General features: G+C 68.1%; 18 protein-coding genes and 1 pseudogene. 11 read left to right on the forward strand and 8 right to left on the reverse strand.

The genetic code is table 11. The features are described 5' to 3' along the window. Positions 1 to 23: 23 nt before the first annotated feature. A complete protein-coding gene (locus I8J34_RS01005; RefSeq protein ID WP_214359487.1) occupies positions 24 to 5,699 on the forward strand; it encodes a hybrid sensor histidine kinase/response regulator in 5,676 nt (1,891 codons plus the stop codon). 10 nt (positions 5,700 to 5,709) lie between these two features. Here I8J34_RS01005 and I8J34_RS01010 read toward each other — a convergent pair whose 3' ends face one another. After that, positions 5,710 to 7,149, reverse strand: a complete 1,440-nt coding sequence (locus I8J34_RS01010; RefSeq protein ID WP_214359488.1) for a cryptochrome/photolyase family protein — start codon at positions 7,147 to 7,149, stop codon at positions 5,710 to 5,712. A 102-nt stretch (positions 7,150 to 7,251) separates the two neighbouring features. Between I8J34_RS01010 and I8J34_RS01015 the strand changes: the two genes are divergently transcribed. From I8J34_RS01015 to I8J34_RS01035, 5 genes are read left to right on the forward strand one after another with little or no spacing between them, the layout of a single operon-like run. After that, a complete protein-coding gene (locus tag I8J34_RS01015; RefSeq protein WP_214359489.1) occupies positions 7,252 to 7,827 on the forward strand; it encodes a YqgE/AlgH family protein in 576 nt (191 codons plus the stop codon). Continuing rightward, positions 7,820 to 8,269 (forward strand): Holliday junction resolvase RuvX, encoded by a 450-nt coding sequence (ruvX, locus tag I8J34_RS01020; protein WP_214359490.1) that lies wholly within the window; start codon positions 7,820 to 7,822, stop codon positions 8,267 to 8,269. Before I8J34_RS01015 ends, ruvX begins: the two co-directional genes overlap by 8 nt. Then, a complete protein-coding gene (gene pyrR, locus I8J34_RS01025) occupies positions 8,253 to 8,756 on the forward strand; it encodes a bifunctional pyr operon transcriptional regulator/uracil phosphoribosyltransferase PyrR (protein WP_214359491.1) in 504 nt (167 codons plus the stop codon). Before ruvX ends, pyrR begins: the two co-directional genes overlap by 17 nt. Next, positions 8,749 to 9,708 (forward strand): aspartate carbamoyltransferase catalytic subunit, encoded by a 960-nt coding sequence (locus tag I8J34_RS01030; RefSeq protein WP_214359492.1) that lies wholly within the window; start codon positions 8,749 to 8,751, stop codon positions 9,706 to 9,708. Before pyrR ends, I8J34_RS01030 begins: the two co-directional genes overlap by 8 nt. Positions 9,709 to 9,734: 26 nt before the next feature. Continuing rightward, positions 9,735 to 11,015, forward strand: coding sequence for a dihydroorotase (locus tag I8J34_RS01035; RefSeq protein WP_214359493.1), 1,281 nt, complete (start codon positions 9,735 to 9,737; stop codon positions 11,013 to 11,015). A gap of 366 nt (positions 11,016 to 11,381) precedes the next feature. On the opposite strand, the gene I8J34_RS24790 is transcribed toward I8J34_RS01035, so the two are convergent. Together I8J34_RS24790 and I8J34_RS25060 are read right to left on the reverse strand one after the other, a co-directional pair. Continuing rightward, the gene (locus I8J34_RS24790; RefSeq protein ID WP_214359494.1) at positions 11,382 to 11,675 is read right to left on the reverse strand and encodes an AMP-binding enzyme; all 294 of its coding nucleotides are present in this window, start codon (positions 11,673 to 11,675) and stop codon (positions 11,382 to 11,384) included. 59 nt (positions 11,676 to 11,734) lie between these two features. Further along, positions 11,735 to 11,986 (reverse strand): annotated as a pseudogene (locus tag I8J34_RS25060) (TetR/AcrR family transcriptional regulator); the annotation flags it as partial. Between the two features lie 64 nt (positions 11,987 to 12,050). On the opposite strand from I8J34_RS25060, the gene I8J34_RS01045 reads away from it, so the two are divergent. From I8J34_RS01045 to I8J34_RS01055, 3 genes are read left to right on the forward strand one after another with little or no spacing between them, the layout of a single operon-like run. Next, positions 12,051 to 13,247, forward strand: coding sequence for an efflux RND transporter periplasmic adaptor subunit (locus I8J34_RS01045; protein ID WP_214359495.1), 1,197 nt, complete (start codon positions 12,051 to 12,053; stop codon positions 13,245 to 13,247). A gap of 10 nt (positions 13,248 to 13,257) precedes the next feature. After that, positions 13,258 to 16,416: an efflux RND transporter permease subunit gene (locus I8J34_RS01050; RefSeq protein WP_214359496.1), complete on the forward strand. Its 3,159-nt coding sequence runs from the start codon at positions 13,258 to 13,260 to the stop codon at positions 16,414 to 16,416. A gap of 1 nt (position 16,417) precedes the next feature. Next, positions 16,418 to 17,842, forward strand: coding sequence for an efflux transporter outer membrane subunit (locus I8J34_RS01055; RefSeq protein ID WP_214359497.1), 1,425 nt, complete (start codon positions 16,418 to 16,420; stop codon positions 17,840 to 17,842). A 15-nt stretch (positions 17,843 to 17,857) separates the two neighbouring features. Here I8J34_RS01055 and I8J34_RS01060 read toward each other — a convergent pair whose 3' ends face one another. Genes I8J34_RS01060 through I8J34_RS01080 form a run of 5 tightly spaced genes read right to left on the reverse strand, consistent with a single transcriptional unit; the run spans position 17,858 to position 21,974 of the window. After that, entirely contained in the window at positions 17,858 to 19,501 is a 1,644-nt protein-coding gene (locus I8J34_RS01060; RefSeq protein WP_214359498.1) for an acetate--CoA ligase, read from the reverse strand. Positions 19,502 to 19,557: 56 nt separating this feature from the next. Further along, complete coding sequence (locus I8J34_RS01065) at positions 19,558 to 19,854, reverse strand: DUF167 domain-containing protein (RefSeq protein WP_214359499.1); 297 nt, start codon at positions 19,852 to 19,854, stop codon at positions 19,558 to 19,560. Beyond that, positions 19,851 to 20,432, reverse strand: coding sequence for a YggT family protein (locus I8J34_RS01070; RefSeq protein WP_214359500.1), 582 nt, complete (start codon positions 20,430 to 20,432; stop codon positions 19,851 to 19,853). Before I8J34_RS01070 ends, I8J34_RS01065 begins: the two co-directional genes overlap by 4 nt. 21 nt (positions 20,433 to 20,453) lie before the next feature. Then, a complete protein-coding gene (gene proC / locus I8J34_RS01075; RefSeq protein ID WP_214359501.1) occupies positions 20,454 to 21,266 on the reverse strand; it encodes a pyrroline-5-carboxylate reductase in 813 nt (270 codons plus the stop codon). Between the two features lie 15 nt (positions 21,267 to 21,281). Beyond that, a complete protein-coding gene (locus tag I8J34_RS01080; RefSeq protein WP_214359502.1) occupies positions 21,282 to 21,974 on the reverse strand; it encodes a YggS family pyridoxal phosphate-dependent enzyme in 693 nt (230 codons plus the stop codon). Positions 21,975 to 22,100: 126 nt separating this feature from the next. On the opposite strand from I8J34_RS01080, the gene I8J34_RS01085 reads away from it, so the two are divergent. Both I8J34_RS01085 and I8J34_RS01090 read left to right on the forward strand, forming a co-directional pair. Continuing rightward, positions 22,101 to 23,144, forward strand: a complete 1,044-nt coding sequence (locus I8J34_RS01085) for a type IV pilus twitching motility protein PilT (RefSeq protein ID WP_214359503.1) — start codon at positions 22,101 to 22,103, stop codon at positions 23,142 to 23,144. Between the two features lie 39 nt (positions 23,145 to 23,183). Then, the gene (locus I8J34_RS01090; RefSeq protein WP_214359504.1) at positions 23,184 to 24,317 is read left to right on the forward strand and encodes a PilT/PilU family type 4a pilus ATPase; all 1,134 of its coding nucleotides are present in this window, start codon (positions 23,184 to 23,186) and stop codon (positions 24,315 to 24,317) included. The last annotated feature ends 156 nt before the right edge of the window (positions 24,318 to 24,473 follow it).

The following is a 24,473-nucleotide window of genomic DNA, read 5'->3' on the forward strand; positions in this document are numbered from 1 at the left end:
GCCCGCGCCACGAGGCAGCATTCATGAGTCATGTCATTGAGCACGACCTTGGCCCACTGACATGGGTCAAGGGAGAAATCGACCAGGCGCTTGGCCGCGCATCGGAGGCCATCGACAAGGCCGTTGCCAACGAGGAACGCAGCACCCAGCTGCAGTTCGCACAGACGCATGTGCACCAGGCGCGCGGCGCATTGTCGATCATCGGTCTCGATGGCTTGACCCAATTCACCGACGGCGTGGACAAGCTGCTCGGCGAACTGGCCCGTGAAGAGCACGAGTTCTCCGAGGACATGGCCGACCTGTGCCGCCGCGCCATCGCGGCCATCGGCAACTACCTGGACGAACTGTCGCACGGTGCGCCGGACCAGGCCTTGCGCCTGGCCCGCCTGCATGCCCGCATTGCGCTCGCCCGCAGCGTCGAAGCCCCCGCCGAGAGCGAGCTGTTCTTTCCCGACCTGGGCACCGCCATCCCGCGCCGCGCCGCGCCGCCGCCGCTCGACGCCGCGTCCGAAACCCGCTTGCTGCGCTGGCTGCGCATCCAGTTCCAGCAAGGCATGCTGGCATGGATCAAAAAGCCCGCCGAGGTCACCGGCCCCAAGCAGATGCGCGACGCGGTCGCCGGCATCGAATCGCGCCAGACCCAATCCAACGCCCGCGCGCTGTGGCTGGCCGCCACCGCCTTTTTCGACGTGCTGGCCGAAGGCCATGTCCAAAGCTCGCCCTATATTCGCCGCCTAGGCGGACGCATCGACGCACAGATCCGCCGCCTGTTGGCCGGTAGCGGCCAGGTCTCCGAGCGCCTGCACCGGGACGCCCTGTATATCGTCGCCCGGGCGCCAGCCACCACGCCGCTGATCAAGGCGCTGCACGCCCTTTACCGCTTGCCCGAGTTGCTGCCGCCGGCCAACGCCGCGGTCAGCGAACAACCGCTGGCGCCGCTGCTGGCCGAACTGCGCAACCAGCTGGGCGACGCCAAGGACACCTGGGACCAGTTCTCCGAAGGCACGGCCTCGGCACTGCCCGCCTTCGAAGCTCGCATGGTCGAATTGGCCGCGGCAGCCCGCAAGCTGGGGCGGCCGGCCTTCGTCCGGCTGATGAGCACACTGTCGGCGTTTGCCCAGTGGTTGCGCAAGGACCCGCTGCGCCTGAACGACGCCATTTCGATGGAAGTCGCCTCGGCCCTGCTGCTCGCCGAGCATGCGCTCAACTCCGGGCGTGTCCCCGACCCGGCCTTCTCCTCCCAGGTGGAAGATGCGATCGCCCGCATCGAAGCCTGCTCGCGCGGCGAGGCGGTATCGCGCACCGAGGTCAGCGAATCGGCCCGCCGCGCCCAGGAACGCAGCGCCGTCAGTCAGTTGTGCAAAGAAATGCAGGCCAGCCTGGCGCAGGTCGAACAGGCGCTCGACGGCTTTTTCCGCGCGCCGCAAAAACGCGAGTTGCTCGCCGGCATCCAGACACCCGTACGTCAGGTCGAGGCCATCCTCACCCTGCTCGACGAAACGGAAGCCTGCGACACCCTGAGCGACTGCGAAACCATGATCGCCCAGTTGGCCGACCCGGACCAGACCCCCGATGCCGAGTTGTTCGAACCGCTGGCCGACCAGTTGTCGGCGCTGGGCTTCTATATCGACAGCCTACGACGCGGCCGGCGCGAGCGCCATCACCTGACGGGCGAGCCCGACACGTCCGAGGCGGACGAGCCGGCCGCACCGGCACAGGCCGATGCCGACGACGCCCTGCCCGACCTGCCGACGGCCGAACTCACCCTGCCCGACCTGCCACCGGTAGCCGAGACCGCCGCCGAGGCCGAGGCACCGCCGCCGCCCGAACAGGCACAGGCCGAACCGGCGATCGAACACGAAGAAGACCGCCCCGAAGCACCCGTGCCGGTGCCGGCCCCGTCGGCCGAAGCCACGCACCTGCTGGCCGCCAGCGACGAGGAGATCGACGCCGAACTGCTCGAGATCTTCATCGAGGAAGCCCGCGAGGTGCTCGGCAACATCGACACCCATCTGGCGGAATCGCGCGCCAATCCGGCCGACGTCGAAGCACTGACCGTCGTGCGCAGGGGCTTCCACACGCTCAAGGGCTCGGGCCGCATGGTCGGCCTCAACGCACTGGGCGAAGCCGCCTGGGCGCTGGAACAAACCCTCAACCGCTGGCTGCAGCTCGAGTGGGCGCCGACGCCGGCGCTGCACGCGCTGGTGGCCGAAGCGCACCAGGTGTTCTCCGCCTGGGTCGAACAACTGGCCAGCGGCGGCAGCACCGCCTATGACGCCGCGCACATGGTGGCCGAAGCCGACCGGCTCGCCGCCCTTGCGCAGCGCGACGAGAGCGAACAGCCCGCCGCCGCACCGACCCAGCCCACCCCGACCGACGACACTGCCGACATCGCCGTCGCCAGCGACGCTGACGCCGAGGTCGAACCCGAACTACCGCTCCTGGCGGCCGACGACGAACTGATCGTCAACGAAGACGCGCCCGCCGAGCCCGCGCTCGATGGCGCTGATGCACCGCCGTCGCTGACCGACACCGACCTCGACATCTCCGACCTGGAGAGCACCGACCTGTCACTGCCCTTGCTCGACGCGGTGGGCCTCGACGCGCTCTCTGACGACGCCATCACCGGCAACACCGGAGACGAGGAGGACGAGCTCGCCGATCTCGAACTGCTCGAAGACATCACCCTCGACGAAATCATCGTCGAGCAGCCCGACGAGACCGCCGAAACCGCCGACGCAGCGCCCGAGGCAAGCGCGCTCGCCGAAGCAGAAGTCGAGGCCGAAGCGAAAGCTGAAGTCGACCTCGCCGACGATTCGGCCGACAGCGAAGCGCCGGTCGCAACCCACAGCGATCTCGATGCCATCGCCCCTGCCGACGAGCCCGCACCGGCCGCCGACGACGCCATCGCCCCCGAGGCTCCCCACGCGATCGACAGCGACATGCTGACAGTCGGCAGCATCAGCCTGTCGCGTCCCCTGTACCAGCTGTATCTCAACGAAGCGCGCCACCACCTGAACACCCTGCACCGCGAAATCACGCAACTGCAGGTCAATCCGACACGCATTCCCCAGGAAGAGGCGCTGCGCGCCGCACACACCCTCGCCGGCATCTCCGGCACCGCCGGCTTCGCCACCACGCTGAGCCTGGGCCGGGCGCTCGAGCATGCGCTGGCACGCCTGATCGACACGCATAGCGCCCCCACGGCCGAGCAAACCGCCGTGCTGGCCACGGCCACCGACACGCTAGACGCCATGATCGCCGAGATCACCAAGGCGATCGAGCCGCTCGCCGTACCGGTGCTGGAAGCCCAGCTCGACAGCCTGCTGCGTCCTCAGCTGCGGGGCGACGACGACACGCCCGCCGCCGACATCTCGGTGCCGGAGGCCCCCGAGGTCGACCACGCCGTGCAGGAAACCGTCGCCGCGCCAGAACCCGAGCCCGAGCCGGCCCCCGTGGCCGCGCCCGAAGTGCTCGACGTCCACGACGAAATCGACGAACAACTGCTGCCCATCTTCCTCGAAGAGAGCGCCGATCTGCTGGCCGAGCTGGGCGCGGCACTGCGTACCTGGCGGGCCGACACCGACGACCGCGAAAGCGCCGCCGCCGTCGCCCGCTTGCTGCACACCCTCAAAGGCAGCGCGCGCATGACCGGCGCGATGAGCCTCGGCGAGCATCTGCACGCCCTCGAAGGCCGGCTCGAAGCGGCGGACACGATCACCGGCGAGCTGCTCGACAGCCTCGACCAAGGCGCCGACACGGTGCAACAGTACCTCGACCGCCTGGCCCACGGCGAAGCCACGCTGGAGACCCCGGACACCGCCGCGCCCGACAGCGGCGCGGCGCCGGAAGCCATCGCCATCACCCCCGACGAGGCCGGGGTGACCACCGCCGGCACCCTGCGGGTGCGCGCCGATCTGGTCGACCGCTTCGTCAATGACGCCGGCGAAATCGGCATCGCCCGTACCCGTGTCGAGGGGGAGTTGCGCACCCAGCGCCGCGCCCTGCTCGACCTGACCGAAAACGTCATCCGCCTGCGCAACCAGCTGCGCGAGCTGGAGATCCAGGCCGACACGCAGATGCAGACCCGCATCGCGCAGGCCGAATCCGAGCACACCGAGTTCGACCCGCTGGAGATGGACCGCTACACCCGGCTGCAGGAACTGACGCGGATGATGGCCGAGAGCGTCAACGACGTCACCACCGTCCAGCACACCCTGCTGCGCAACCTCGACGGCGCCGACGCCGCCCTCACCTCGCAGGGCCGGCTCAACCGCGACCTGCAGCAGGCGCTGATGTCGGTGCGCATGACCCCCTTCGACAGCCTGGCCGACCGTCTCTACCGCGTCGTGCGCCAGAGCGCCAAGGAATTGGGCAAGCGTGCCAACCTCGACCTGCGCGGCGGGCGCATCGAGCTCGACCGCTCGGTGCTCGAACGCATCACCGGCCCGCTCGAACACCTGCTGCGCAACGCCATCGCGCACGGCATCGAAGCGCCCGACGCCCGCAAGCAGGCCGGCAAGGCCGAGATCGGCGAGATCCTGCTCACCGTGCGCCAGGAAGGCAACGAGGTGGTGATCGACATGGCCGACGACGGTGCCGGCCTCAATTTCGAACGCATCGAGGCCCGCGCCCGCGAAAACGGCCTGCTCGCCCCCGACGAGACGGCCGACGAAGGCCGGCTCACCAACCTGATCTTCGTGCCCGGCTTCTCCACCGCCAGCAGCCTGTCCGCGGTCTCGGGCCGCGGCGTCGGCATGGACGTGGTCAAGGCCGAAACCGCCGCGGTGGGCGGGCGTATCGAGGTCACCTCGACGCCGGGCGGCGGCACCCGCTTCCGTCTCTACCTGCCCCTCACCCTGGCGGTGACGCAGGCCCTGCTGGTCCGCGCGGGCGGGCGCACCTTCGCCATCCCGTCGACCATGGTGGCGCAGGTGATGGAGCTCAAGGCCGAGCCCCTCGCCGCGCTGCAGGCCGACGGCGGCACCACCTGGCAGGACACCGACTACCGCTATCGCTACCTGCCCCGTCTGCTCGGCGACCGGGACACCCAGCCCGAAGTCCATCGCTTCAACTGGGTGCTGCTGCTGCGCTCGGGCACCCAGACCCTGGCCCTGCATGTCGACGCGCTGCGCGGCAACCAGGAAATCGTGGTCAAGAAGGCCGGGCCGCAGCTGGCCCGACTGGTCGGCTACACCGGTGCCACGGTGCTCGGCAACGGCGAGATCGTGCTGATCATCAACCCGGTGGCCTTGGCCGGCCTCCATGTCGCGCAGGACGATTCCGCCATGTCGGCGCCGATCGCCCCGGCGGTTGTCAGCCACGAACCGACCGTGATGGTGGTGGACGATTCGCTCACGGTGCGCAAGATCACCGGCCGCCTGCTCGAACGCGAAGGCTTCCGGGTGGTCACCGCCAAGGACGGGGTCGACGCGCTCGAACAGCTGCTCGACACCCTGCCCGACGTAATCCTGTCGGACATCGAGATGCCGCGCATGGACGGCTTCGACCTGGCGCGCAACATCCGCAACGACCCGCGCCTCAAGGCCGTGCCGATCGTCATGATCACCTCGCGCCTGGCCGACAAGCACCGCGAGTACGCCCGCCAGATCGGTGTCAACCACTATCTCGGCAAGCCGTATCAAGAAGAAGAACTGCTCGCCCTGATCCGCGAGTACACCGCGCTCGAACCGGCCTGACCGGCGCCCCTCAGGGGGCGTCGGCGCCCGCCGGCGCGACCACCCGGAAGCGCGCCAGCGTGCGCGCCCGGGCCGCGGCATGATCGACGATCGGCGCCGGGTAATCGGCCCCGATGCGTAGCCCGAGCGCCGCCTGCTCCACCGGCGGCAAGGTCCACGGCGCGTGGATGAAGCGCGCCGGCACGGCCGCCAGTTCGGGCACATAGCGGCGGATGAAGCGCCCCTCGGCATCGAACTTCTGCGACTGCGTCACCGGATTGAAGATGCGAAACCACGGCTGCGCATCGCAGCCTGTGGACGCCGCCCACTGCCAGCCGCCGTTGTTGGCGGCCAGATCGTAGTCGTTGAGCTGCTGCGCGAAGTAGCGCTCGCCACGCCGCCAGTCGATGCCCAGGTCCTTGGTCAGGAAAGACGCGGCGATCATGCGCAGCCGGTTGTGCATGTAGCCGGTCTGGTTGAGCTGGCGCATGGCGGCATCGACGATCGGGTAGCCGGTACGCCCCGCACACCAGGCGGCGAAGCCCTCGGGCCAGTCGTCCCATTGCAGGGCGTCCAGGGCCGGCCTATAGCAATGCGCGACCACCTCCGGCCGGTGCCACAGCACCATCTGGTAGAACTCACGCCAGATCAGCTCGGCGAGCCAGGTCTCGGCGCCCTGCCCGCCATGGCACCAGGCATAGCTGGCCAGCTGGCGGATCGACACCGTACCGAAGCGCAGATGGGCCGACAGATAGGAGACGCCTTTTCTGGCGGGGAAGTCGCGCAACTGGCGATAAGCGTCGATGCGGTCGCGAAAATCCGCAAACAAGGTTTCGCCCCCGCTCATCCCGGTCGGCAGCTCCAGATCCGCCAGATTGCAAGCCGAAAAGCCCAGCGCGTCCAGCGAGGGCACCGGCGTCGCGACCGGCGGCGGGCGCAGCCGCGCCAGATGCTCGGCCACCGGGAACGACGCGACATGGTCCGGCGTGAGCGCCGCCAGCCAGGCGCAGCGGTACGGGGTGAACACGCCGTAAGGCGTGCCGGCCTGCGTCAGGATCTCGTCGCGCTCGAAGATCACCTGGTCCTTGAAGCTGCGCCAGGCGCGCCCCTGCGCGGCCAGCGCCTCGGCCACCGCCGCATCCCGGGCGATGGCCTGCGGCTCGTAGTCATGGTTGGCATACACCGCGTCGACCCCGAGCCGGGCCGCCAGCGCCGGCAGCTCGGCCTCCGCCCGGCCATCGATCACGATCAGCCCACCGCCGCGTGCGCGCAACGCGGCATCCAGCTCCAGCACCGCGGCATGGATGAAGCCCACCCGCCGGTCGGTGCGCGAGGGCAGCGCATCGAGAATATCGCGGTCGAACACGAACACCGCATACACCGCGTCGTTGTCGCGCAGCGCGTGATACAACGCCGCATGATCGAAATGACGCAGATCGCGTCGAAACCACACCAGAGCCTTGCGTTCCATGCGTCCCGTTCCTGCACCTCGGCGATGTTCAGTGTAAATTGTCGCTGACAACGCCCCCGATCGGGTGCGCCGCGCTTTCCCCCAAAAATCCGTGCGTTTAAAATGCGCGGTGTGACGACCCCCGACATGAACCTGACCCACCACTTCCTGATCGCCATGCCCAGCATGGCAGACACCAACTTCGCCCGGACGCTCACGTATATTGCCGAGCACAACGAAGGTGGCGCCCTCGGTGTGATCGTCAATCGCCCCATCGACATGAGCCTGGCGATGCTCTTCGAGCGTGTCGACATGGCCCTCGAGAACGAACGCTACGCCCAGCAACCGGTGTATTTCGGCGGCCCGGTGCAGACCGACCGCGGCTTCGTGCTGCACCGCCCGGCCGGCGAGTGGAGCGCCACGCTCAAGGTCAACGAGCAGGTCGGCCTGACCAGTTCCAAAGATATCCTCCAGGCCATGACCCTCGACGGCTTCGACCTCGACGTGCTGGTCACTCTCGGCTACGCCGGCTGGGACGCCGGTCAGCTCGAGCAGGAGCTGGCCGAGAACGCCTGGCTGACCGCCCCGGCCGACCTGGGCATCGTCTTCGACCTGCCCGCCGAAGAGCGTTTTGCCGCCGCCATGCAGCTGCTCGGCATCGACTTCGCCAACCTGTCCGAGTCCGCCGGTCATGCCTGAGGCGCCGGCACGCGGCACCGTGCTGGGCTTCGATTTCGGTCTGGCGCGCATCGGTGTCGCCGTCGGCGAGTTCGAAACCGGCCGCGCCAGCGCGCTGACCACCATCGCCACTGAAGCCAACACCGAGCGCTTCGCCGCCGTTGCCCGCCTGATCGACGAATGGCGCCCCGTCCAGCTGGTGGTCGGCCTGCCGCTGTCGGTCGATGGCGCGCCCCAGGACCTCACCCCACGCTGCCGCCGTTTCGGCAACCAGCTGAACGGCCGCTTCGGCCTGCCGGTGGCCATGGTGGACGAGCGCTTCAGCTCGGCCGAGGCCGAACGCCAGCTCGCCGAGGCCGGCCGTCACCACTGGGCCGACCGCAAACCAGCGCTCGACGCCGTCGCCGCCCAAGTCATCCTTCAGCACTACCTGGACCATATCGCCCATGCTCCCACTGCCTGATGCAGACACCCTGCTCGCTGCGCTGATCGACCAGATGGCGCCCCATGTCACCGAGGACACCGCGCTAGTCGGCATCTACACCGGCGGTGCCTGGATGGCCGAGCGCCTGCACGAGGCGCTCGACATCCGCCATCCGCTGGGCACCATCGACGTGTCCTTCTACCGCGACGACTACGGCGCCAAAGGGCTGCACCCGCAATTGCGCCGCTCGGACATCCCCTTCGACATGGAAGACCGCCCGGTCATCCTGGTCGATGACGTGTTGTTCACCGGTCGCACCACCCGCGCCGCGCTCAACGAGCTGTTCGACTACGGCCGCCCGGCACGGGTCGACCTGGCGGTGCTGGTCGACCGCGGCGAACGCCAGCTGCCGATCTGCCCGCGCTTTTGCGCCCACACCCTGGCCGCGCCGCTGGGCAGCGGCCAGCGCCTGCAACTAAAAAAAGCCGATGACGGCAGCCTGTCCCTGAGGTTGATCGATGTTTAACCCCCAACTCAACGCCCACGGCGAACTCCAGCACCTGCTGTCCCTCGACGGGCTGCCGCGCGAGATCCTCACCGCCATCCTCGACACCGCCGCGCCCTTCACCGAAGTGGCCGAGCGGGAGATCAAGAAGCTGCCGATCCTGCGCGGCAAGAGCATCTTCAACCTGTTCTTCGAGAACTCCACGCGCACCCGCACCACCTTCGAGATCGCCGCCAAGCGGCTGTCGGCCGACGTCATCAACCTCAACGTCGCCACCTCCTCGACCAACAAGGGCGAGACCCTGCTCGACACGGTCGACAACCTGTGCGCCATGCAGGCCGACATGTTCGTGGTGCGCCATGCCTCGAGCGGCGCGCCCTACCTGATCGCCGAGCACCTGCGCGCCACCGACCGGCACGACATCCACGTGATCAACGCCGGCGACGGTCGTCATGCGCACCCCACCCAGGGGCTGCTCGACATGTACACCATCCGCCACTACAAGCAGGACTTCACCAAGCTGGTGGTCGCCATCGTCGGCGACGTGCTGCACTCGCGCGTGGCCCGCTCGCAGATCGCCGCGCTGACCACCCTCGGCGTGCCCGAAGTGCGCGTCATCGGCCCCAAAACCCTGATGCCCACCGGCCTCGACAAGCTCGGCGTGCGCGTCTTCCACGACATGCGCGAAGGCCTGCGCGATGTCGACGTGGTGATGATGCTGCGCCTGCAGAACGAACGCATGAACGGCCCGCTGCTGCCCAGCGGCCAGGAGTTCTTCAAGGTGTGGGGCCTCACCCCCGACAAGCTCGCCCTCGCCCGCCCGGACGCCATCGTCATGCACCCCGGGCCGATGAACCGCGGCGTCGAGATCGACTCCACCGTGGCGGACGGCGCGCAGGCGGTGATTCTCCCGCAGGTCACCTTCGGCATCGCCGTGCGCATGGCGGTGATGAGCATGCTGGGCCGCGGCTGAGCGGCCAAGAACATTCGAGCACACAGATGAAGATTCAACTCACCAACGGCCACCTCGTCGACCCGGCCCACGACATCGACCAGCCGCAGGACCTGTTCATCGCCGACGGCAAGGTCGCCGCCATCGGCCGCGCCCCCGACGGCTTCGTCGCCGATCGCAGCATCGACGCCAGCGGCCAGGTGGTCTGCCCCGGCCTGGTCGACCTCTCCGCCCGCCTGCGCGAGCCTGGCTTCGAATACCTGGCCACGCTGGAGTCCGAAATGGAAGCGGCCATGGCCGGCGGCGTCACCAGCCTGGCCATCCCGCCCGACACCGACCCCCCGCTCGACGAGCCCGGCCTGGTCGAGATGCTGTGCTATCGCGCCAAGAAGCTCAACCGCGCCCATGTGTACCCGGTCGGCGCGCTCACCGAGCGGCTCGAAGGCAAGCGCCTGTCCGAAATGGCCGAGCTGGTCGATGCCGGCTGCGTCGCCTTCAGCCAGGCCAACCACCCGATCCACGATACCCAGGTGCTGTTCTGCGCCCTGCAGTACGCGGCCACCTTCGGCTATCGCGTGTGGCTCCAGCCGATCACCCCGCATTTCGCCCAGGAAGGCGTGGCGCACGATGGCGAAGTGGCCACCCGGCTCGGCCTGCCCGGCATTCCGACCGCAGCCGAAACCATCGCCTTGTTCTCCTACATCGAGCTGGCCCGCATGACCGGCGCCAAGCTGCACATCACCCGGCTCTCCAGCGCCGAGGGCCTGGCCCTGGTGCGCGCCGCCAAGGCCGAGGGGCTGGACATCACCTGCGACGTGTCGATCAATCACCTGCATCTGTCCGACATGGACATCGGCTATTTCAACGCCCACTGCCGGCTCAACCCGCCGCTGCGCAGCCAGCGCGACCGCGATGCCCTGCAGTCGGGCCTGGCCGAGGGCGACATCGATGCGCTGTGTTCCAACCACTCGCCGGTCGACGACGACGGCAAGCAGCTGCCCTTCTCGGAGGCCGAGGCCGGCGCCACCGGCCTCGAGCTGCTGCTGCCGCTGGCGCTCAAATGGGGGCAACAGCGCGGGCTCGGCCTGATCGACATCCTGCGTCGAGTCACCATCAACCCGGCGCGCATCATCGGCTCCAAGGCCGGCCAGCTGAGCGTCGGCTCGCGCGCCGACATCTGCATCTTCGACCCGCAGGGCGAGACCACGGTCAATCGCAGCACGCTGCGCAGCCAGGGCAAGAACACGCCCTTCCTCGGGCTCAACCTGCCTGGCCGGGTGTCCTACACCCTCGTCGAAGGCCAGTTGATGTTCGGCCGGATCGACTGATCCGGGCGCCGTGACAGGCGACCGGCCCCGGCACCTGCCACGCCCCCCAAGCCGATGGTGTCGGCCGGCCCCCATTCAGCGGGGACCGGCCGGTTTGACGCCCATCGATGGGCGCTCCCGCCTTTCTACTTCTTGCCCGCACGCACGCCGTCCGCCCGGGCACAACGCCCGCGCAAGAACGAATTCACACTTTTTGACGAATTGCTGGCGAATATTTGTTGCGACGCACAAACGCTTGTTCTATAGTTGAACCGTCTCCTCCACCCGAACCAAACATTGGTGTGGATTTAAACCCGAGTCTCATGACTCGGGTTTTTTTTGTCTACGGTTCGCACCGCGCCGAACCCCCGCAGGCCGCGCTGTAACTCAGGCTTGTGGTTTTACGCGTTCCAGCTCGCGTAGCCTGAGCACACGTCGCTGGACCTTGCCGGTGGTGGTCATCGGCAAGGCGTCGATGAACTCGATCTCCTTCGGATACTCGTAGGGCGCCAACTGGCCGCGCACATGTTGCTGCAGTGCGTCGACCAGTGCCGGGCTGGCGTCGAAGCCTTCGGCCAGGATCTCGACATCCAGCGCGGCGAAATCACGGCCGAGCTTGGCGGTAAGGCTTTCTCCCGCCCGTCCGAGCGTGGCATCGAGCACGTCGGGCGCATTGCGCATGGCCTCCACCCGCGTCGGGATGACATCGACCTTTTTCGGACGATCCCCTCGATGATCGCCTCTTTATTCTCGAAATGGTGATACACATGGCCGGGGCTCATTCCGGCGCGCGCACAGATCTTGGAGATGCTCGCGGTATGGAATCCGAATTCCTGGCAGCAGGCCTCGGCCGCCGCCAGAATCCGCGCGCGTCGGCTTTTGTCGTCGCGAGAGGAACGCGGGCCAGGGTGTGCATGTCTGCCTATGCAAAGTTGGGTAAAGGCGCCGCGAGCGACACGGCAGCCTGATCGACCGCAACATAAAATGAACACTCAAACTCGGATGAACATCCCCTCCTCGCCCCCCGGCACCAACACTTCTGCCAAGGCTCTCTCCATGCCCCGTCCACCCCGCCTCGCCCTCGTCGTGCTGGCCCTCGCCAGCGCCTTCGTCCTGTCCGCCTGCGGCAACACCACAGGCCAGGACAATGCCCAGCCCGGCGGCCCCCGCAAACCGACTGTCACGGTCATCGAAGCCCAGGCCACGACGGTACCGCTGACCACCGAATTGCCCGGGCGCACCAGCCCCTATCTCGTCGCGGAGATCCGCCCGCAGGTCAGCGGCATCATCCAGAAGCGGCTGTTCACCGAGGGCGGTCAGGTCCGGGCGGGTCAGCCGCTCTACCAGATCGATCCGGCCACCTACGAAGCCAGTGTCGACAGCGCCCGTGCGACGCTGGCACGCGCAGAGGCCACGCTGACGCGGGCCCGCCTGAGTGCGCGCCGCCATGCGGAGCTGGTCAAGGTCGAAGCGGTCAGCTCCCAGGCCAATGACGATGCCCAGGCCGCACTGGCACAGGCCGAGGCCGATGTGGCCGCCGCGCGGGCCGCCCTCAAGAGCAGCCAGGTCAACCTCGACTACACCCGCCTGGCCAGCCCGATCACCGGCCGCATCGGCCGCTCTACCGTCACCCGCGGCGCGCTCGTCACCGCCAACCAGGCCGCCGCCCTGGCCACGGTCCAGCAACTCGACCCGATCTATGTCGACCTGACCCAGTCGACCGCCGAACTACTCGCCCTTCGCGACCAGGTGGCCGCCGGCAAGGTGGAGACCGCGCACGGTGCGGTGCCGGTGACGCTGGTCCTCGACAACGGCCGCGAATACGAGCATGCCGGCACTCTCGCCTTCTCCGAGGTCACGGTGGACGAAAGTACCGGCAGCGTGACGCTGCGCGCGGAAGTCGCCAACCCCGACGGGGTTCTGCTGCCCGGCATGTACGTGCGCGCGCGCATCGCCCAGGGCCGCGCCACGCACGCCGTGCTGGTGCCGCACAAGGCGATGTCCCGTGATCCCCGCGGCCAGGCCGTGGTGATGATCGTCAACGGCGACGGCAAGGTCGAAGCGCGCAAAGTAACCGCCGAGCACAGCCGCGGCGACCAGTGGATCGTCACCGACGGGCTCGCCGGCGGCGAGCGGATCATCATCGAGGGCTTGCAGAAGGTGCGTGCCGGCGCCGACGTGACGGCCGAGCCCGCACCAGCGCCGGCCGAGACGGCCGCAGCGGACCAGGCCCCTCGTCCGGCCGCGAACTGAGGAGCCGACCATGGCCCGCTTCTTCATCGACCGCCCCATCTTCGCCTGGGTGATCGCCATCGTCATCATGCTCGCGGGGGCACTCGCGATCGTGAACCTGCCGGTTGCCCAGTATCCATCGATCGCCCCACCGGCCATCGCCATCAACGCCAGCTACCCGGGCGCGTCGGCCAAGACCGCCGAGGACTCGGTGACCCAGGTCATCGAGCAGAAGCTCACCGGCATCGACGGCCTGCTCTACATCGGCTCGACCACCGACTCGTTCGGCAATGTGACCATCACCCTCACTTTCGACGCCGACACCGACCCGGACATCGCCCAGGTACAGACGCAGAACAAGGTGCAGCAGGCGCTGCCCCTGCTGCCCCAGGCGGTGCAGAACCAGGGGGTGACGGTCGCCAAGTCGGCCCGCAACTTCCTGATGGTGGCCGGCTTCGTGTCCGAGGACGGCCGACTCGACGCGGTCGACCTGTCCGACTTCCTGGTGTCGTCCGTGCAGGACGCGATCTCACGGGTGGACGGGGTCGGCGAAGTCACGGTGTTCGGCTCCCAGTACGCCATGCGCATCTGGCTCGACCCGGACAAGCTCCACAAGTACCGGCTCGCCACCGCCGATGTCACCGCCGCGGTGGCCGCACAGAACACCCAGGTCTCGGCCGGCCAGCTCGGCGGCGCGCCGGCCGTGCCGGGGCAAGGCTTCAGCGCCACGATCACCGCGCAGAGCCGCCTGCAGACGGTGTCGCAGTTCGAGGACATCCTGCTGCGCAGCGCCCAGGACGGCGGCGAGGTGCGCCTGCGCGACGTGGCACGGATCGAGATCGGGGCGCAGAGCTACGAGACCGTGGCCCGCTTCAACGGCCAGCCGGCCGCCGGCATGGGCATCCGCCTGGCCTCGGGAGCCAATGCGCTGGAGACCGCCGACCGCATCCGCGCCAAGCTCGACGAGATGGCACCCTACTTCCCGGCCGGCGTGAAATACGTGATCCCCTACGACACCACGCCCTTCGTGCGCATCTCCATCGAGGAAGTGGTCAAGACCCTGGTCGAGGCGGTGATCCTCGTCTTCCTGGTGATGTACCTGTTCCTGCAGAACTTCCGCGCCACGCTGATCCCCACCATCGCCGTGCCGGTGGTGCTGCTGGGCACCTTTGCCGTCATGCAGGCCTTCGGCTTCTCGATCAACACGCTGACCATGTTCGGCATGGTGCTGGCCATTGGCCTACTGGTCGACGACGCCATCGTGGTGGTGGAAAACGTCGAGCGTGTGATGAGCGAGGAAGGCCTGCCGCCCAAGGAGGCGACCAAGCGCTCCATGGGCCAGATCACCGGCGCGCTGGTGGGCATCGGCCTGGTGCTGTCCGCGGTGTTCGTGCCGATGGCCTTCTTCGGCGGCTCGACCGGCGTCATCTACCGCCAGTTCTCGATCACCATCGTCGCCGCCATGGCATTGTCGGTGCTGGTCGCCATCGTGTTCACGCCGGCGCTGTGCGCCACCATGCTCAAACCGGTCAAGAAGGGCCACGAGCATGGCGAAGGCAGCCTGTTCAGCGGCTTCTTCCACTGGTTCAACGTCCAGTTCGGGCGCGCCACGCTGCGCTACGAGTCGGCCGTGGCCGGCATGATCAAGCGCTCGCTGCGCTTCTTGCTCATCTTCGGCGTCATCGTCGGCCTGCTCGGTTTTCTCTTCGTGCGCCTGCCCACCGCCTTCCTGCCTGAGGAAGACCAGGGAGTGATGTTCACCCAGGTCGTCCTGCCCGCCGGTGCCACCCAAGAGCGCACGCTCGAGGTCCTGCGCAAGGTCGAGAAGCAGTTCCTCGTCGAGGAGCGCGACACCGTGCGCGCACTGTTCACCGTCGCCGGCTTCAGTTTTGCCGGCCGCGGGCAGAACATGGGCATCGGTTTCGTCAACCTGCAGCCCTGGGACGAGCGCACCGCGCCGGGGCAGGACGTGGTCTCTCTGCAAGGCCGGGCGATGGCCGCCTTCTCGCGCATCCGCGAGGCCATGGTCTTCGCCTTCGTACCGCCCGCCGTGCTCGAACTGGGCACCTCCGGCGGCTTCACCATGGAGTTGCAGGACCGCGCAGGCCTCGGCCATGACGCCCTGCTCCAGGCGCGCAACCAGCTGCTCGGCCTGGCCGCGCAGGACCCGCGCCTGGCCGGCGTGCGCCCCAACGGCCAGGAAGACACCCCGCAGTTCAAGCTCGACATCGACCTGCGCAAGGCCGGCGCGCTGGGCGTCAGCCCGTCCGACATCAACAGCACCCTGGCCACCGCCTGGGGCGGCACCTATGTGAACGACTTCGTCGACCGGGGCCGCATCAAGCGGGTGTATGTCCAGGCGGACGCGCCCGCGCGCATGACGCCCGACGACGTCAACAAATGGTATGTGCGCAACAGCAGCGGCGAGATGGTGCCGTTCTCGGCCTTCGCCAGCACGCGCTGGGTCTTCGGCCCGCAGCGGCTCGAACGCTTCAATGGCCAGCCGGCGATGCAGATCCAGGGTGCCGCGGCACCCGGCTACTCCTCCGGCGAGGCGATGGCGGCCATGTCCGAGCTGGTCGGCAAGCTGCCGCCCGGCATCGGCTACGCCTGGTCGGGCACTTCCTACCAGGAACAGCAATCGGGCGACCAGGCCCCGGCGCTGCTCGCCCTGTCGCTGCTCATCGTGTTCCTGTGCCTGGCCGCGCTGTACGAGAGCTGGTCGATACCGTTCGCGGTGATGCTGGTGGTGCCGCTCGGCGTGCTCGGCGCGGTGCTGGCGGCAACCGGGCGCGGGCTGTCCAACGACATCTATTTCCAGGTCGGCCTGCTGGCCACCATCGGCCTGTCGGCGAAGAACGCGATCCTGATCGTCGAATTCGCCAAGGCGCAGATCGAGGAGGCCGGCAAGCCGCTGGTCGACGCCACGCTCGAAGCGGTGCGCATGCGCCTGCGCCCCATCCTCATGACCTCGCTGGCCTTCGGCTTCGGCGTGCTGCCGCTGGCGCTGGCCAGCGGCGCCGGCGCCGGCAGCCAGAACGCCATCGGCACCGGCGTGCTCGGCGGCGTGATCGCGGCCACCGCGCTGGGCATCTTCTTCGTCCCGCTGTTTTTCGTCGTCATCAAACGGGTTTTCTCGCGCCATACCGACCACCCGGTGGCCGATACCCAGCCGCAGGAGGCCAACTGACATGCGCCGATCGACCCTTCGCCTGCGTCCGCTGTGGCCGGCCCTGCTGGCAATGAGTCTGTCCGCCTGCGCCTCGTTGGCGCCACCCTACACCCGCCCGGACGCCCCGGTTGCCGCCCAGTGGCCGGCCGGCACGGCGGGCCCGGACACGGCCGAGCAGCCCGCCGCGCGGCAGATCGCATGGCGCGACTACTTCCCCGATCCGCGTCTGCAGCAGCTCATCGCCGCGGCGCTTGAGAACAACCGCGACCTGCGCGTCGCAGCGCTCAACATCGCGTCGGCGCGCGCCCAGTACCGGATCCGGCGCGCCGACGGCATCCCCGTCGTGAGCGGCGACGCGGATCAGAGCGTGGTGCGCACCCCCGGCGACCTCACCAACTCGGGCGAGCCGTCGATCAACCGCCAGTATGAGGTGGGCCTGGGCGTGAGCTGGGAGATCGACCTGTTCGGCCGCATCCGCAGCCTCCAGGCACAGGCGCTTGAGACCTACCTCGCCACCGAGGAAGCCCACCGCGCCACCCAGATGAGCCTGATCGCCGAAGTGGCCAACGCCTGGCTCGCACTCGCGGCCGACCGTGCCCGGCTGGCCCTCGCCCAGCGCACCGACGAGACCCAGGCCAAGTCGCTCGAACTGACGCAACGGCGGGTCGAGCTGGGCGCAGCCTCGCGCTTGGACCTGAGCCAGCTTCAGACCACCACGGCACGCGCGCGCGCCGACCTGGCAGCCGCCCGGGCGCAGGTGCTTCAGGACCACAACGCGCTGGCGCTGCTCGTCGGCGCACCGCTCGACGCCGCCCTGCTGCCGACCACGCTCGCGGACGTGCAGCAGCCGACCGCCGAGCTGCCCGCCGGGCTGCCCTCCGAGGTGCTGATCGCGCGCCCGGACGTCCGCCAGGCCGAGCGCCAGCTGCGCGCCGCCCATGCCAATATCGGCGCCGCCCGTGCCGCCTTCTTCCCGAGCATTCAGCTGACCGGTGGGCTCGGCACGGCCAGCGCCAGCCTGGACGGTCTGTTCGAATCGGGCAGCCGCGCCTGGCGCTTCATCCCCAGCCTCACGGTGCCAATCTTCAATGCCGGGGCCCTGCGTGCCAGCCTGGACGTGGCCCAACTGCAGCGTGACATCAACATCGCCCGCTACGAGCAGGCCATCCAGGCCGCGTTTGCCGAGGTGGCCGACGCACTGGCCGTGCGCGCCACCCTCACCGAGCGGGTCGATGCGGTCGAATCGCTGGTGGCCGCCGCCCGGGAAACCTTCCGCCTCGCCGATGCCCGCTACCAGAACGGCCTGGACAGCTCTCTGGCCCAGCTCGACGCCCAGCGCACGCTGTACGCTGCCGAGCAGGAGCTGATCGCCGTGCAGCGCCTCGCCGCCAGCAACAAGGTGGATCTCTACAAGGCGATGGGCGGGGGCTGGCTGGCGCCCTGAGCGCGCGGCGCCGGCTCAGCCGCCGGCGCGCTCGATCTCGCGCAGGCGCAACACCCGCCGCTGGACCTTGCCGGTGGTGGTCATCGGCAAGGCGTCGATGAACTCGATCTCCTTCGGATACTCGTAGGGCGCCAACTGGCCGCGCACATGTTGTTGCAGTGCGTCGACCAGCGCCGGGCTGGCGTCGAAGCCTTCGGCCAGCACCACGTAAGCCTTCACCACGGCGCCGCGCTCGGCATCCGGTTTGGGCACCACCGCGGCATTGAGCACCGCCGGGTGCTTGACCAGGCAGTTCTCGACCTCCCCCGGACCGATGCGATAGCCGGCCGCCTTGAACACATCGTCGGCGCGGCCCTTGTACCAGAGATAACCGTCGGCATCCTGCACTGCCAGGTCGCCGGTGCGGCACCAGGGGCCGGTGTATTTGCGCGCGGTGGCCTCGGGGTTTTTCCAGTAGCCGAGGAAGAACACCGGGTCGGGATCGCCATGGATGTCCTCGCGATGCACCGCCACTTCGCCCTCTTCGCCCGCCGGCAGCACCTCGCCGGCCTCGTCGATCACGGCCACCCGGTGCCCCGGATAAGCACGCCCCATCGAGCCCGGCCGGGCCGGCCACTCGGTGGCGCTGTTGCCGACGATGTAGTTGATCTCGGTCTGGCCGAACATCTCGTTGACCGTCACCCCCAAGGCCTGCTGGCACCAGTCGAACACCGCATCCCCGACCGCCTCGCCGGCGCTCATGATGGCGCGCAGGTGCAGGTCGAACTGGGTGCGCGGGCTGGGGAAGGCTTTCATCATCGCCTTGAGCGCAGTCGGGAACAGGAAGGTATGCGTGACCCGGTAGCGGGCCATCAGCGAGAAGGCGGTCTCCGGCGAGAAGCGGCCGCTGTAGGCGACGATCGGCTGGCCGAAGAACAGCGTCGGCAGCAGCGCATCCCACAGCCCGCCGGTCCACGCCCAGTCGGCCGGCGACCAGAACACCGCGTCCACCTGCGGAAAGCCGTTCTGGCTGGCAACGAAGCCGGAGAGATTGCCCAGCATCGCCCTGTGCGGCACCAGCGCCCCCTTGGGCGCGCCGGTGGTGCCGCTGGTGTAGATCAGCACCGCGGGGTCGTCCGGCGTGGTCGCCTCGCAGGGGAACTCGTCGCTGGCGGCGGCCAGCAGCGTCGCCCAGTCGAGGGCGTCGGGGGCGGTGCAATCGACGCAGACCAGGGTCGTCAGGTCGGGGCAGTCGGCGCGCACCGCGGCCAAGGTGTCAACGCCGCGGCCATCGACCAAGGCGGCCACCGCACCGCTGTCCTGCAAGCGGTAGGCCATGGCCTCGGGGCCGAACAGGGTCGACAGCGGCATGGCCACCGCGCCGAGCTGGAACAGCGCCATCAGCGCCACCGCCGATTCGAAGCGCTGCGGCATCACCACCGCCACCCGGTCGCCCACCTGGATGCCACGCGCACGCAGCGCGTTGGACAGGCGGTTGGCCGCGTGGCTCAGTTCGATGTAGCTGTAGCTGGCGCGATTGCCCTCGGCATCTTCGGCCAGGATCGCGATGCGCTCGGGCGCATCGGCCCAGCGCCGGCAACAGGCCTCGGCAATATTGAACGGGTTGGGAATTTTCCAGCGGTGCGCGGCATAGCGCTCGGCGTAGTGATCCTGGACCATGCACGACCTCCATGAAGACGCTGCGACGAGATGCAGCGTATCACGCGCATCGGGCGCTAGCCGAGCGCCTGCAAGCGCGCCTGCAGCGCGGCGTCGGCGGCGTCGATCCGGACCCGCTTGGCGCGACTGCTCTGACCGCTGACGAGCGTCACGGCGCTCTTGGGCAACGCACAGAAATCAGCCAGGAACGCGATGAGCGCCGCGTTGGCCTTGCCGTCGACCGGCGGCGCGGCAAGGCGCAGCTTCATGGCCTCGCCATGCAGGCCGACGAACTCGGTCTTCTTCGCGTTGGGCTGAATGTGCAGGCTGAGCACCAGCGCACCGGTTCCATCGGCCCGCAGCCACACGCTCATCGGATGAACATCAGCCCCGAAAAACTGGCCGCGAAGCTCGACAGCAGCATCAGCACCACTTGCAGCAGAAGCAGCAGGATCAGCGGCGAGATATCGACATTGGCGATCGGCGGGATGATCTTGCGCAAGGGCCGCAAAAAGGGCGCCGACAGGCTGAAGAACAACGGCGCCAGCGGCGCATGCGGATTGACCCAGGAGAACACGGCGGAAATCAGCACGATGCCGATCACCATGTACACCATCATCTTGAGCAACCCGACCAGACCGACGCCCCACAGACCGAGCAGCAATGCGGCCGGATTGCCGTCGAGGCTGGCGCCGAACAGCAGGGCTTGGAGGAAGACCAGCAGCGTCTGAATCACCCAGGCGGGCAGCAGGCTGGCCAGATCGAGGCCGAACAGACCTGGCAGCACCCGGCGCAGCGGGCGCACGCACCAGTCGGTGGTGGCGAGCACGAACTGACCGAGCTGGTTGTGGAAACTGACCCGCTGCCATTGCATGAAGAAGCGCGCCAGCAGCATCAAGGTGGCGAAGCCGGCAGCCGCTTCGATCAGGAACAGGAAGAGATTGGAGATCATCGACATTCGCTCCCGGCCCGATCAGTCGGCACCGAGCTCATCGCCCAGCGCCTTGCCGCGCGCCGCCGCCGCGTCGATGGCCCGCCCCACCAGACCGATCAGGTCACCCTCGGCCATCACCGCCAGCGCCGCTGCGGTGGTGCCGCCCTTGGAGGTGACACGCTCGCGCAGCACGGCCGGGCTCTCGTCGCTGCCCGCGGCCAACTGTGCCGCGCCGAGCACCGTGCCGATGGCCAGCTTGCGGGCGGTGTCGGTATCGAAACCCATCGACACGCCCGCCGCCTCCATGGCCTCGATGAAATGGAAGACATAGGCCGGACCGCTGCCCGACAGCGCCGTGACGGCGTCCATTTGCGCCTCGCTGTCGATCCATACGGTCTGGCCGACCGAGGCCAGGATGCGCTCGATGATGTCGCGCGCCTCGGCGCTGACCGAGGGATCAGCAAACAGCCCAGTGACGCCGGCGCCGATCAGCGCCGGCGTGTTGGGCATGCAGCGCACCAGGCGCGAATAATTGCCCAGCCAGCGCGCCAGATCGCCGAGGCGCAAACCGGCAGCGATGCTCACCACCACCTGATGCGTCAGCTTCCCCGCCGCCGGCGCGATCGCCTCGCGCATCTGCTGCGGCTTGACGGCCAGCACCAGCACGTCGCAGTCGAGCGCCGCGGCATCCAACGCCGCATGCGTCTGCACGCCGACCCGCTCGGTCAGGCGGGCGCGCGATGTTTCGTCCCGCTCGACCACGGCGATATCGCTCGCGGCGAAGCCCTTGGCGAGCATGCCGCCGATCAGCGCCGACGCCATGTTGCCACCACCCAGGAAGCAGATTTTCATTGTGGAATCCTTTGTTTAATGAGCGCGACTGCGCGCGCCGAAAATCGCGGTCCCGACGCGCACCAGCGTCGCCCCTTCGGCAATGGCAGGTTCAAGATCGTGCGACATGCCCATCGACAAGGTGTCGAGCGCTAGGCCGTCGCGCTCGAGCGCTTCGCGCAGCATACGCAGCTTGGCAAAACGTTGGCGCAGCAGCGCCATGTCGTCGGTGGGTTCGGGGATCGACATCAGCCCACGCAGGCGCAGCGCCGACAGCGCGGCCACCGCATGCGCCAGCGCCGCCACCGCCTCGGGGGCCACGCCGCTCTTGCTCGCCTCGCCGCTGACATTGACCTGCAGGCACACATTCAAGGGCGGCCGTGCCGGGTCGCGCTGGGCGGCCAGCCGTTCGGCGATCTTGAGTCGGTCGATGCTGTGCACCCAGTCGAAGGCGTTGGCCACCAGCCGCGTCTTGTTGCTCTGCAGCGGGCCGATGAAATGCCATTCCAGTGCCCGCGAGGCCAGGGCGGCGACCTTGTCGGCGCCTTCCTGCGCGTAGTTCTCGCCGAAGGCCGTCTGGCCGGCGTCGGCCGCCTCGGCCACGCACTCGGCCGGCCAGGTCTTGCTCACGGCCAGCAGACGGATGTCATCCGGATGGCGGCCGCAGGCGTGCGCCGCGTCGGCGATACGCCGCCTCACAGCTTGCAAGTTGAATGCGATTGATGTCATATAGAAATCGATTGGTCCCGGGGGCGACACAGCTAAAGATCCCGCGGGAACGGCCGAAAAATTATAACACCGCGCTTTTGGCGCCCGCCCCGCTTCCTTTTCCCACGCTTTCTCGACGACGCCCCCATGGACATCACCGAACTGCTCGCCTTTTCTGTCAAGAACCAGGCGTCCGACCTGCACCTGTCGGCCGGACTGCCCCCGATGATCCGCGTCCACGGCGACGTGCGACGCATCAACCTGCCGTCCATGGAGCACAAGGATGTGCATGCCATGGTGTACGACATCATGAACGACGGGCAGCGCAAGCACTACGAGGAGTTCCTCGAAGTCGACTTCTCGTTCTCGGTGCCCAACCTGGCCCGCTTCCGGGTCAACGCCTTCAACCAGGAGCGCGGTGCGGCCGCGGTGTTCCGGACCATTCCGTCCAAGGTGCTCAGCCTCGAAGAGCTCAACGCGCCGAAGATCTTCAAGGAAATCTCCGAACAGCCGCGCGGCATCGTGCTGGTCACCGGGCCGACCGGCTCGGGCAAATCGACCACCCTGGCCGCGATGGTCGACTATGTGAACACCAACCAGTACGGCCACATCCTGACCATCGAAGACCCGATCGAATTCGTGCATGAGGCCAAGCGCTGCCTGATCAACCAGCGCGAGGTGGCGCGCGACACCATGTCCTTCAACAACGCCTTGCGCTCGGCGCTGCGCGAAGACCCCGACGTGATCCTGGTGGGCGAATTGCGCGACCTCGAAACCATCCGCCTCGCGCTCACCGCGGCCGAAACCGGCCACCTGGTGTTCGGCACCCTGCACACCTCGTCGGCGGCCAAGACCATCGACCGTATCGTCGACGTCTTCCCCGCCGAGGAAAAAGACATGGTGCGGGCCATGTTGTCCGAGTCGCTGCGCGCCGTCATCGCCCAGACCCTGCTCAAGACCAAGGACGGCAAGGGCCGGGTCGCTGCGCACGAGATCATGATCGGCACCCCGGCCATCCGCAACCTGATCCGCGAGAACAAGATCGCCCAGATGTACTCGGCCATCCAGACCGGCCAGAATATCGGCATGCAAACGCTCGACCAGTGCCTGGCCGATCTGGTGCGACGCAATCTGGTCTCCTCGGCCGAGGCCCGCGTGCGCGCCCAGAACAAAGACAATTTCGCTGGCTGACCGGCACCGCCGTCACCACAACCCTTGCCGGAGCGCACGATGGAACGCGATCAAGCCCTCAAATTCATGCAGGACCTGCTGCGCCTGATGGTGCAGAAGAAAGGCTCCGACCTGTTCATCACCGCCGGCTTCCCGCCGGCGATCAAGATCGACGGGCGCATCGTGCCGCAGTCGAACCAGATCCTCACGCCCCAGCACACCACCGAACTGGCGCGGGCGATCATGAACGACCGCCAGGCGGCCGACTTCGAAGCCTCCAAGGAATGCAACTTCGCCATCTCGCCGGCCGGCATCGGGCGCTTCCGCGCCAACGCCTTCGTCCAGCAAGGGCGCGTCGGCTGCGTGCTGCGCACCATCGCTCAGACCATCCCGACCTTCGATGATCTCGGCCTGCCCGGCGTGCTCAAGGACATCGCCATGGCCAAGCGCGGCCTGGTGATCTTCGTCGGCGGCACCGGCACCGGCAAGACCACCTCGCTCGCGGCCATGGTCGACTACCGCAACGAGCACAGCTACGGTCACATCATCACGGTCGAAGACCCGATCGAATACGTGCATCAGCACAAGAACTGCATCGTCACCCAGCGCGAAGTCGGCATCGACACCGAGGACTGGGAAGCCGCGCTGAAGAACACCCTGCGCCAGGCGCCCGACGTGATCCTGATGGGCGAGATCCGCGACCGCGAAACCATGGACCATGCCATCGCCTTCGCCGAAACCGGCCACCTGTGCCTGGCCACCCTGCACGCCAACAGCGCCAACCAGGCGATCGACCGGATCATCAACTTCTTCCCCGAAGAGCGCCGCCAGCAGCTGCTGATGGATCTCTCGCTCAACCTGCGCTCGATGATCTCCCAGCGCCTGCTGCCGATGGTCGGCCGCAAGGGCCGGGTGCCGGCAGTCGAGATCCTGCTCAACTCGCCGCTGATTTCCGACCTGATCTTCAAGGGCGAGGTGTCCGAGATCAAGGAAGTCATGAAACGCTCGACCGAGCTGGGCATGCAGACCTTCGACCAGTCGCTGTTCCAGCTCTACGAAGACGAGCTGATCAGCTACGAAGACGCGCTGCGCAACGCCGATTCGGTCAACGACCTGCGCCTGCAGATCAAGCTCAACAGCAAGCACGGCGACAAGGATCTCAACGCGGGGATTCAGAACCTCGATATTGTTTGACCCCACGCTCGCTAACGCTCGCTGCCCCCCGAGGGGGCCGCGCCCGCCCTTGGGGCGGCCCTGCGGGCGGGCGGTGTTTAGCCCCCACGCTCGCTACCGCCCGCGGCCCTGCAGTTTCGTAGGGCGGGTTTCAACCCGCCATCAGTATTGGTTTGC

It is taken from the genome of Denitromonas iodatirespirans (assembly GCF_018524365.1).
GTDB lineage: Bacteria > Pseudomonadota > Gammaproteobacteria > Burkholderiales > Rhodocyclaceae > Nitrogeniibacter > Nitrogeniibacter iodatirespirans.

Excerpts from the sequence above, each read along its gene's own strand:
- I8J34_RS01005 (WP_214359487.1), top strand. The coding sequence starts at position 24 with ATGAGTCATGTCATTGAGCACGACCTTGGCCCACTGACATGGGTCAAG.
- I8J34_RS01010 (WP_214359488.1), bottom strand. The coding sequence starts at position 7,149 with ATGGAACGCAAGGCTCTGGTGTGGTTTCGACGCGATCTGCGTCATTTC.
- I8J34_RS01015 (WP_214359489.1), top strand. The coding sequence starts at position 7,252 with ATGCGCGGTGTGACGACCCCCGACATGAACCTGACCCACCACTTCCTG.
- ruvX (WP_214359490.1), top strand. The coding sequence starts at position 7,820 with ATGCCTGAGGCGCCGGCACGCGGCACCGTGCTGGGCTTCGATTTCGGT.
- pyrR (WP_214359491.1), top strand. The coding sequence starts at position 8,253 with ATGCTCCCACTGCCTGATGCAGACACCCTGCTCGCTGCGCTGATCGAC.
- I8J34_RS01030 (WP_214359492.1), top strand. The coding sequence starts at position 8,749 with ATGTTTAACCCCCAACTCAACGCCCACGGCGAACTCCAGCACCTGCTG.
- I8J34_RS01035 (WP_214359493.1), top strand. The coding sequence starts at position 9,735 with ATGAAGATTCAACTCACCAACGGCCACCTCGTCGACCCGGCCCACGAC.
- I8J34_RS24790 (WP_214359494.1), bottom strand. The coding sequence starts at position 11,675 with ATGCGCAATGCGCCCGACGTGCTCGATGCCACGCTCGGACGGGCGGGA.
- I8J34_RS01045 (WP_214359495.1), top strand. The coding sequence starts at position 12,051 with ATGCCCCGTCCACCCCGCCTCGCCCTCGTCGTGCTGGCCCTCGCCAGC.
- I8J34_RS01050 (WP_214359496.1), top strand. The coding sequence starts at position 13,258 with ATGGCCCGCTTCTTCATCGACCGCCCCATCTTCGCCTGGGTGATCGCC.
- I8J34_RS01055 (WP_214359497.1), top strand. The coding sequence starts at position 16,418 with ATGCGCCGATCGACCCTTCGCCTGCGTCCGCTGTGGCCGGCCCTGCTG.
- I8J34_RS01060 (WP_214359498.1), bottom strand. The coding sequence starts at position 19,501 with ATGGTCCAGGATCACTACGCCGAGCGCTATGCCGCGCACCGCTGGAAA.
- I8J34_RS01065 (WP_214359499.1), bottom strand. The coding sequence starts at position 19,854 with ATGAGCGTGTGGCTGCGGGCCGATGGAACCGGTGCGCTGGTGCTCAGC.
- I8J34_RS01070 (WP_214359500.1), bottom strand. The coding sequence starts at position 20,432 with ATGATCTCCAATCTCTTCCTGTTCCTGATCGAAGCGGCTGCCGGCTTC.
- proC (WP_214359501.1), bottom strand. The coding sequence starts at position 21,266 with ATGAAAATCTGCTTCCTGGGTGGTGGCAACATGGCGTCGGCGCTGATC.
- I8J34_RS01080 (WP_214359502.1), bottom strand. The coding sequence starts at position 21,974 with ATGACATCAATCGCATTCAACTTGCAAGCTGTGAGGCGGCGTATCGCC.
- I8J34_RS01085 (WP_214359503.1), top strand. The coding sequence starts at position 22,101 with ATGGACATCACCGAACTGCTCGCCTTTTCTGTCAAGAACCAGGCGTCC.
- I8J34_RS01090 (WP_214359504.1), top strand. The coding sequence starts at position 23,184 with ATGGAACGCGATCAAGCCCTCAAATTCATGCAGGACCTGCTGCGCCTG.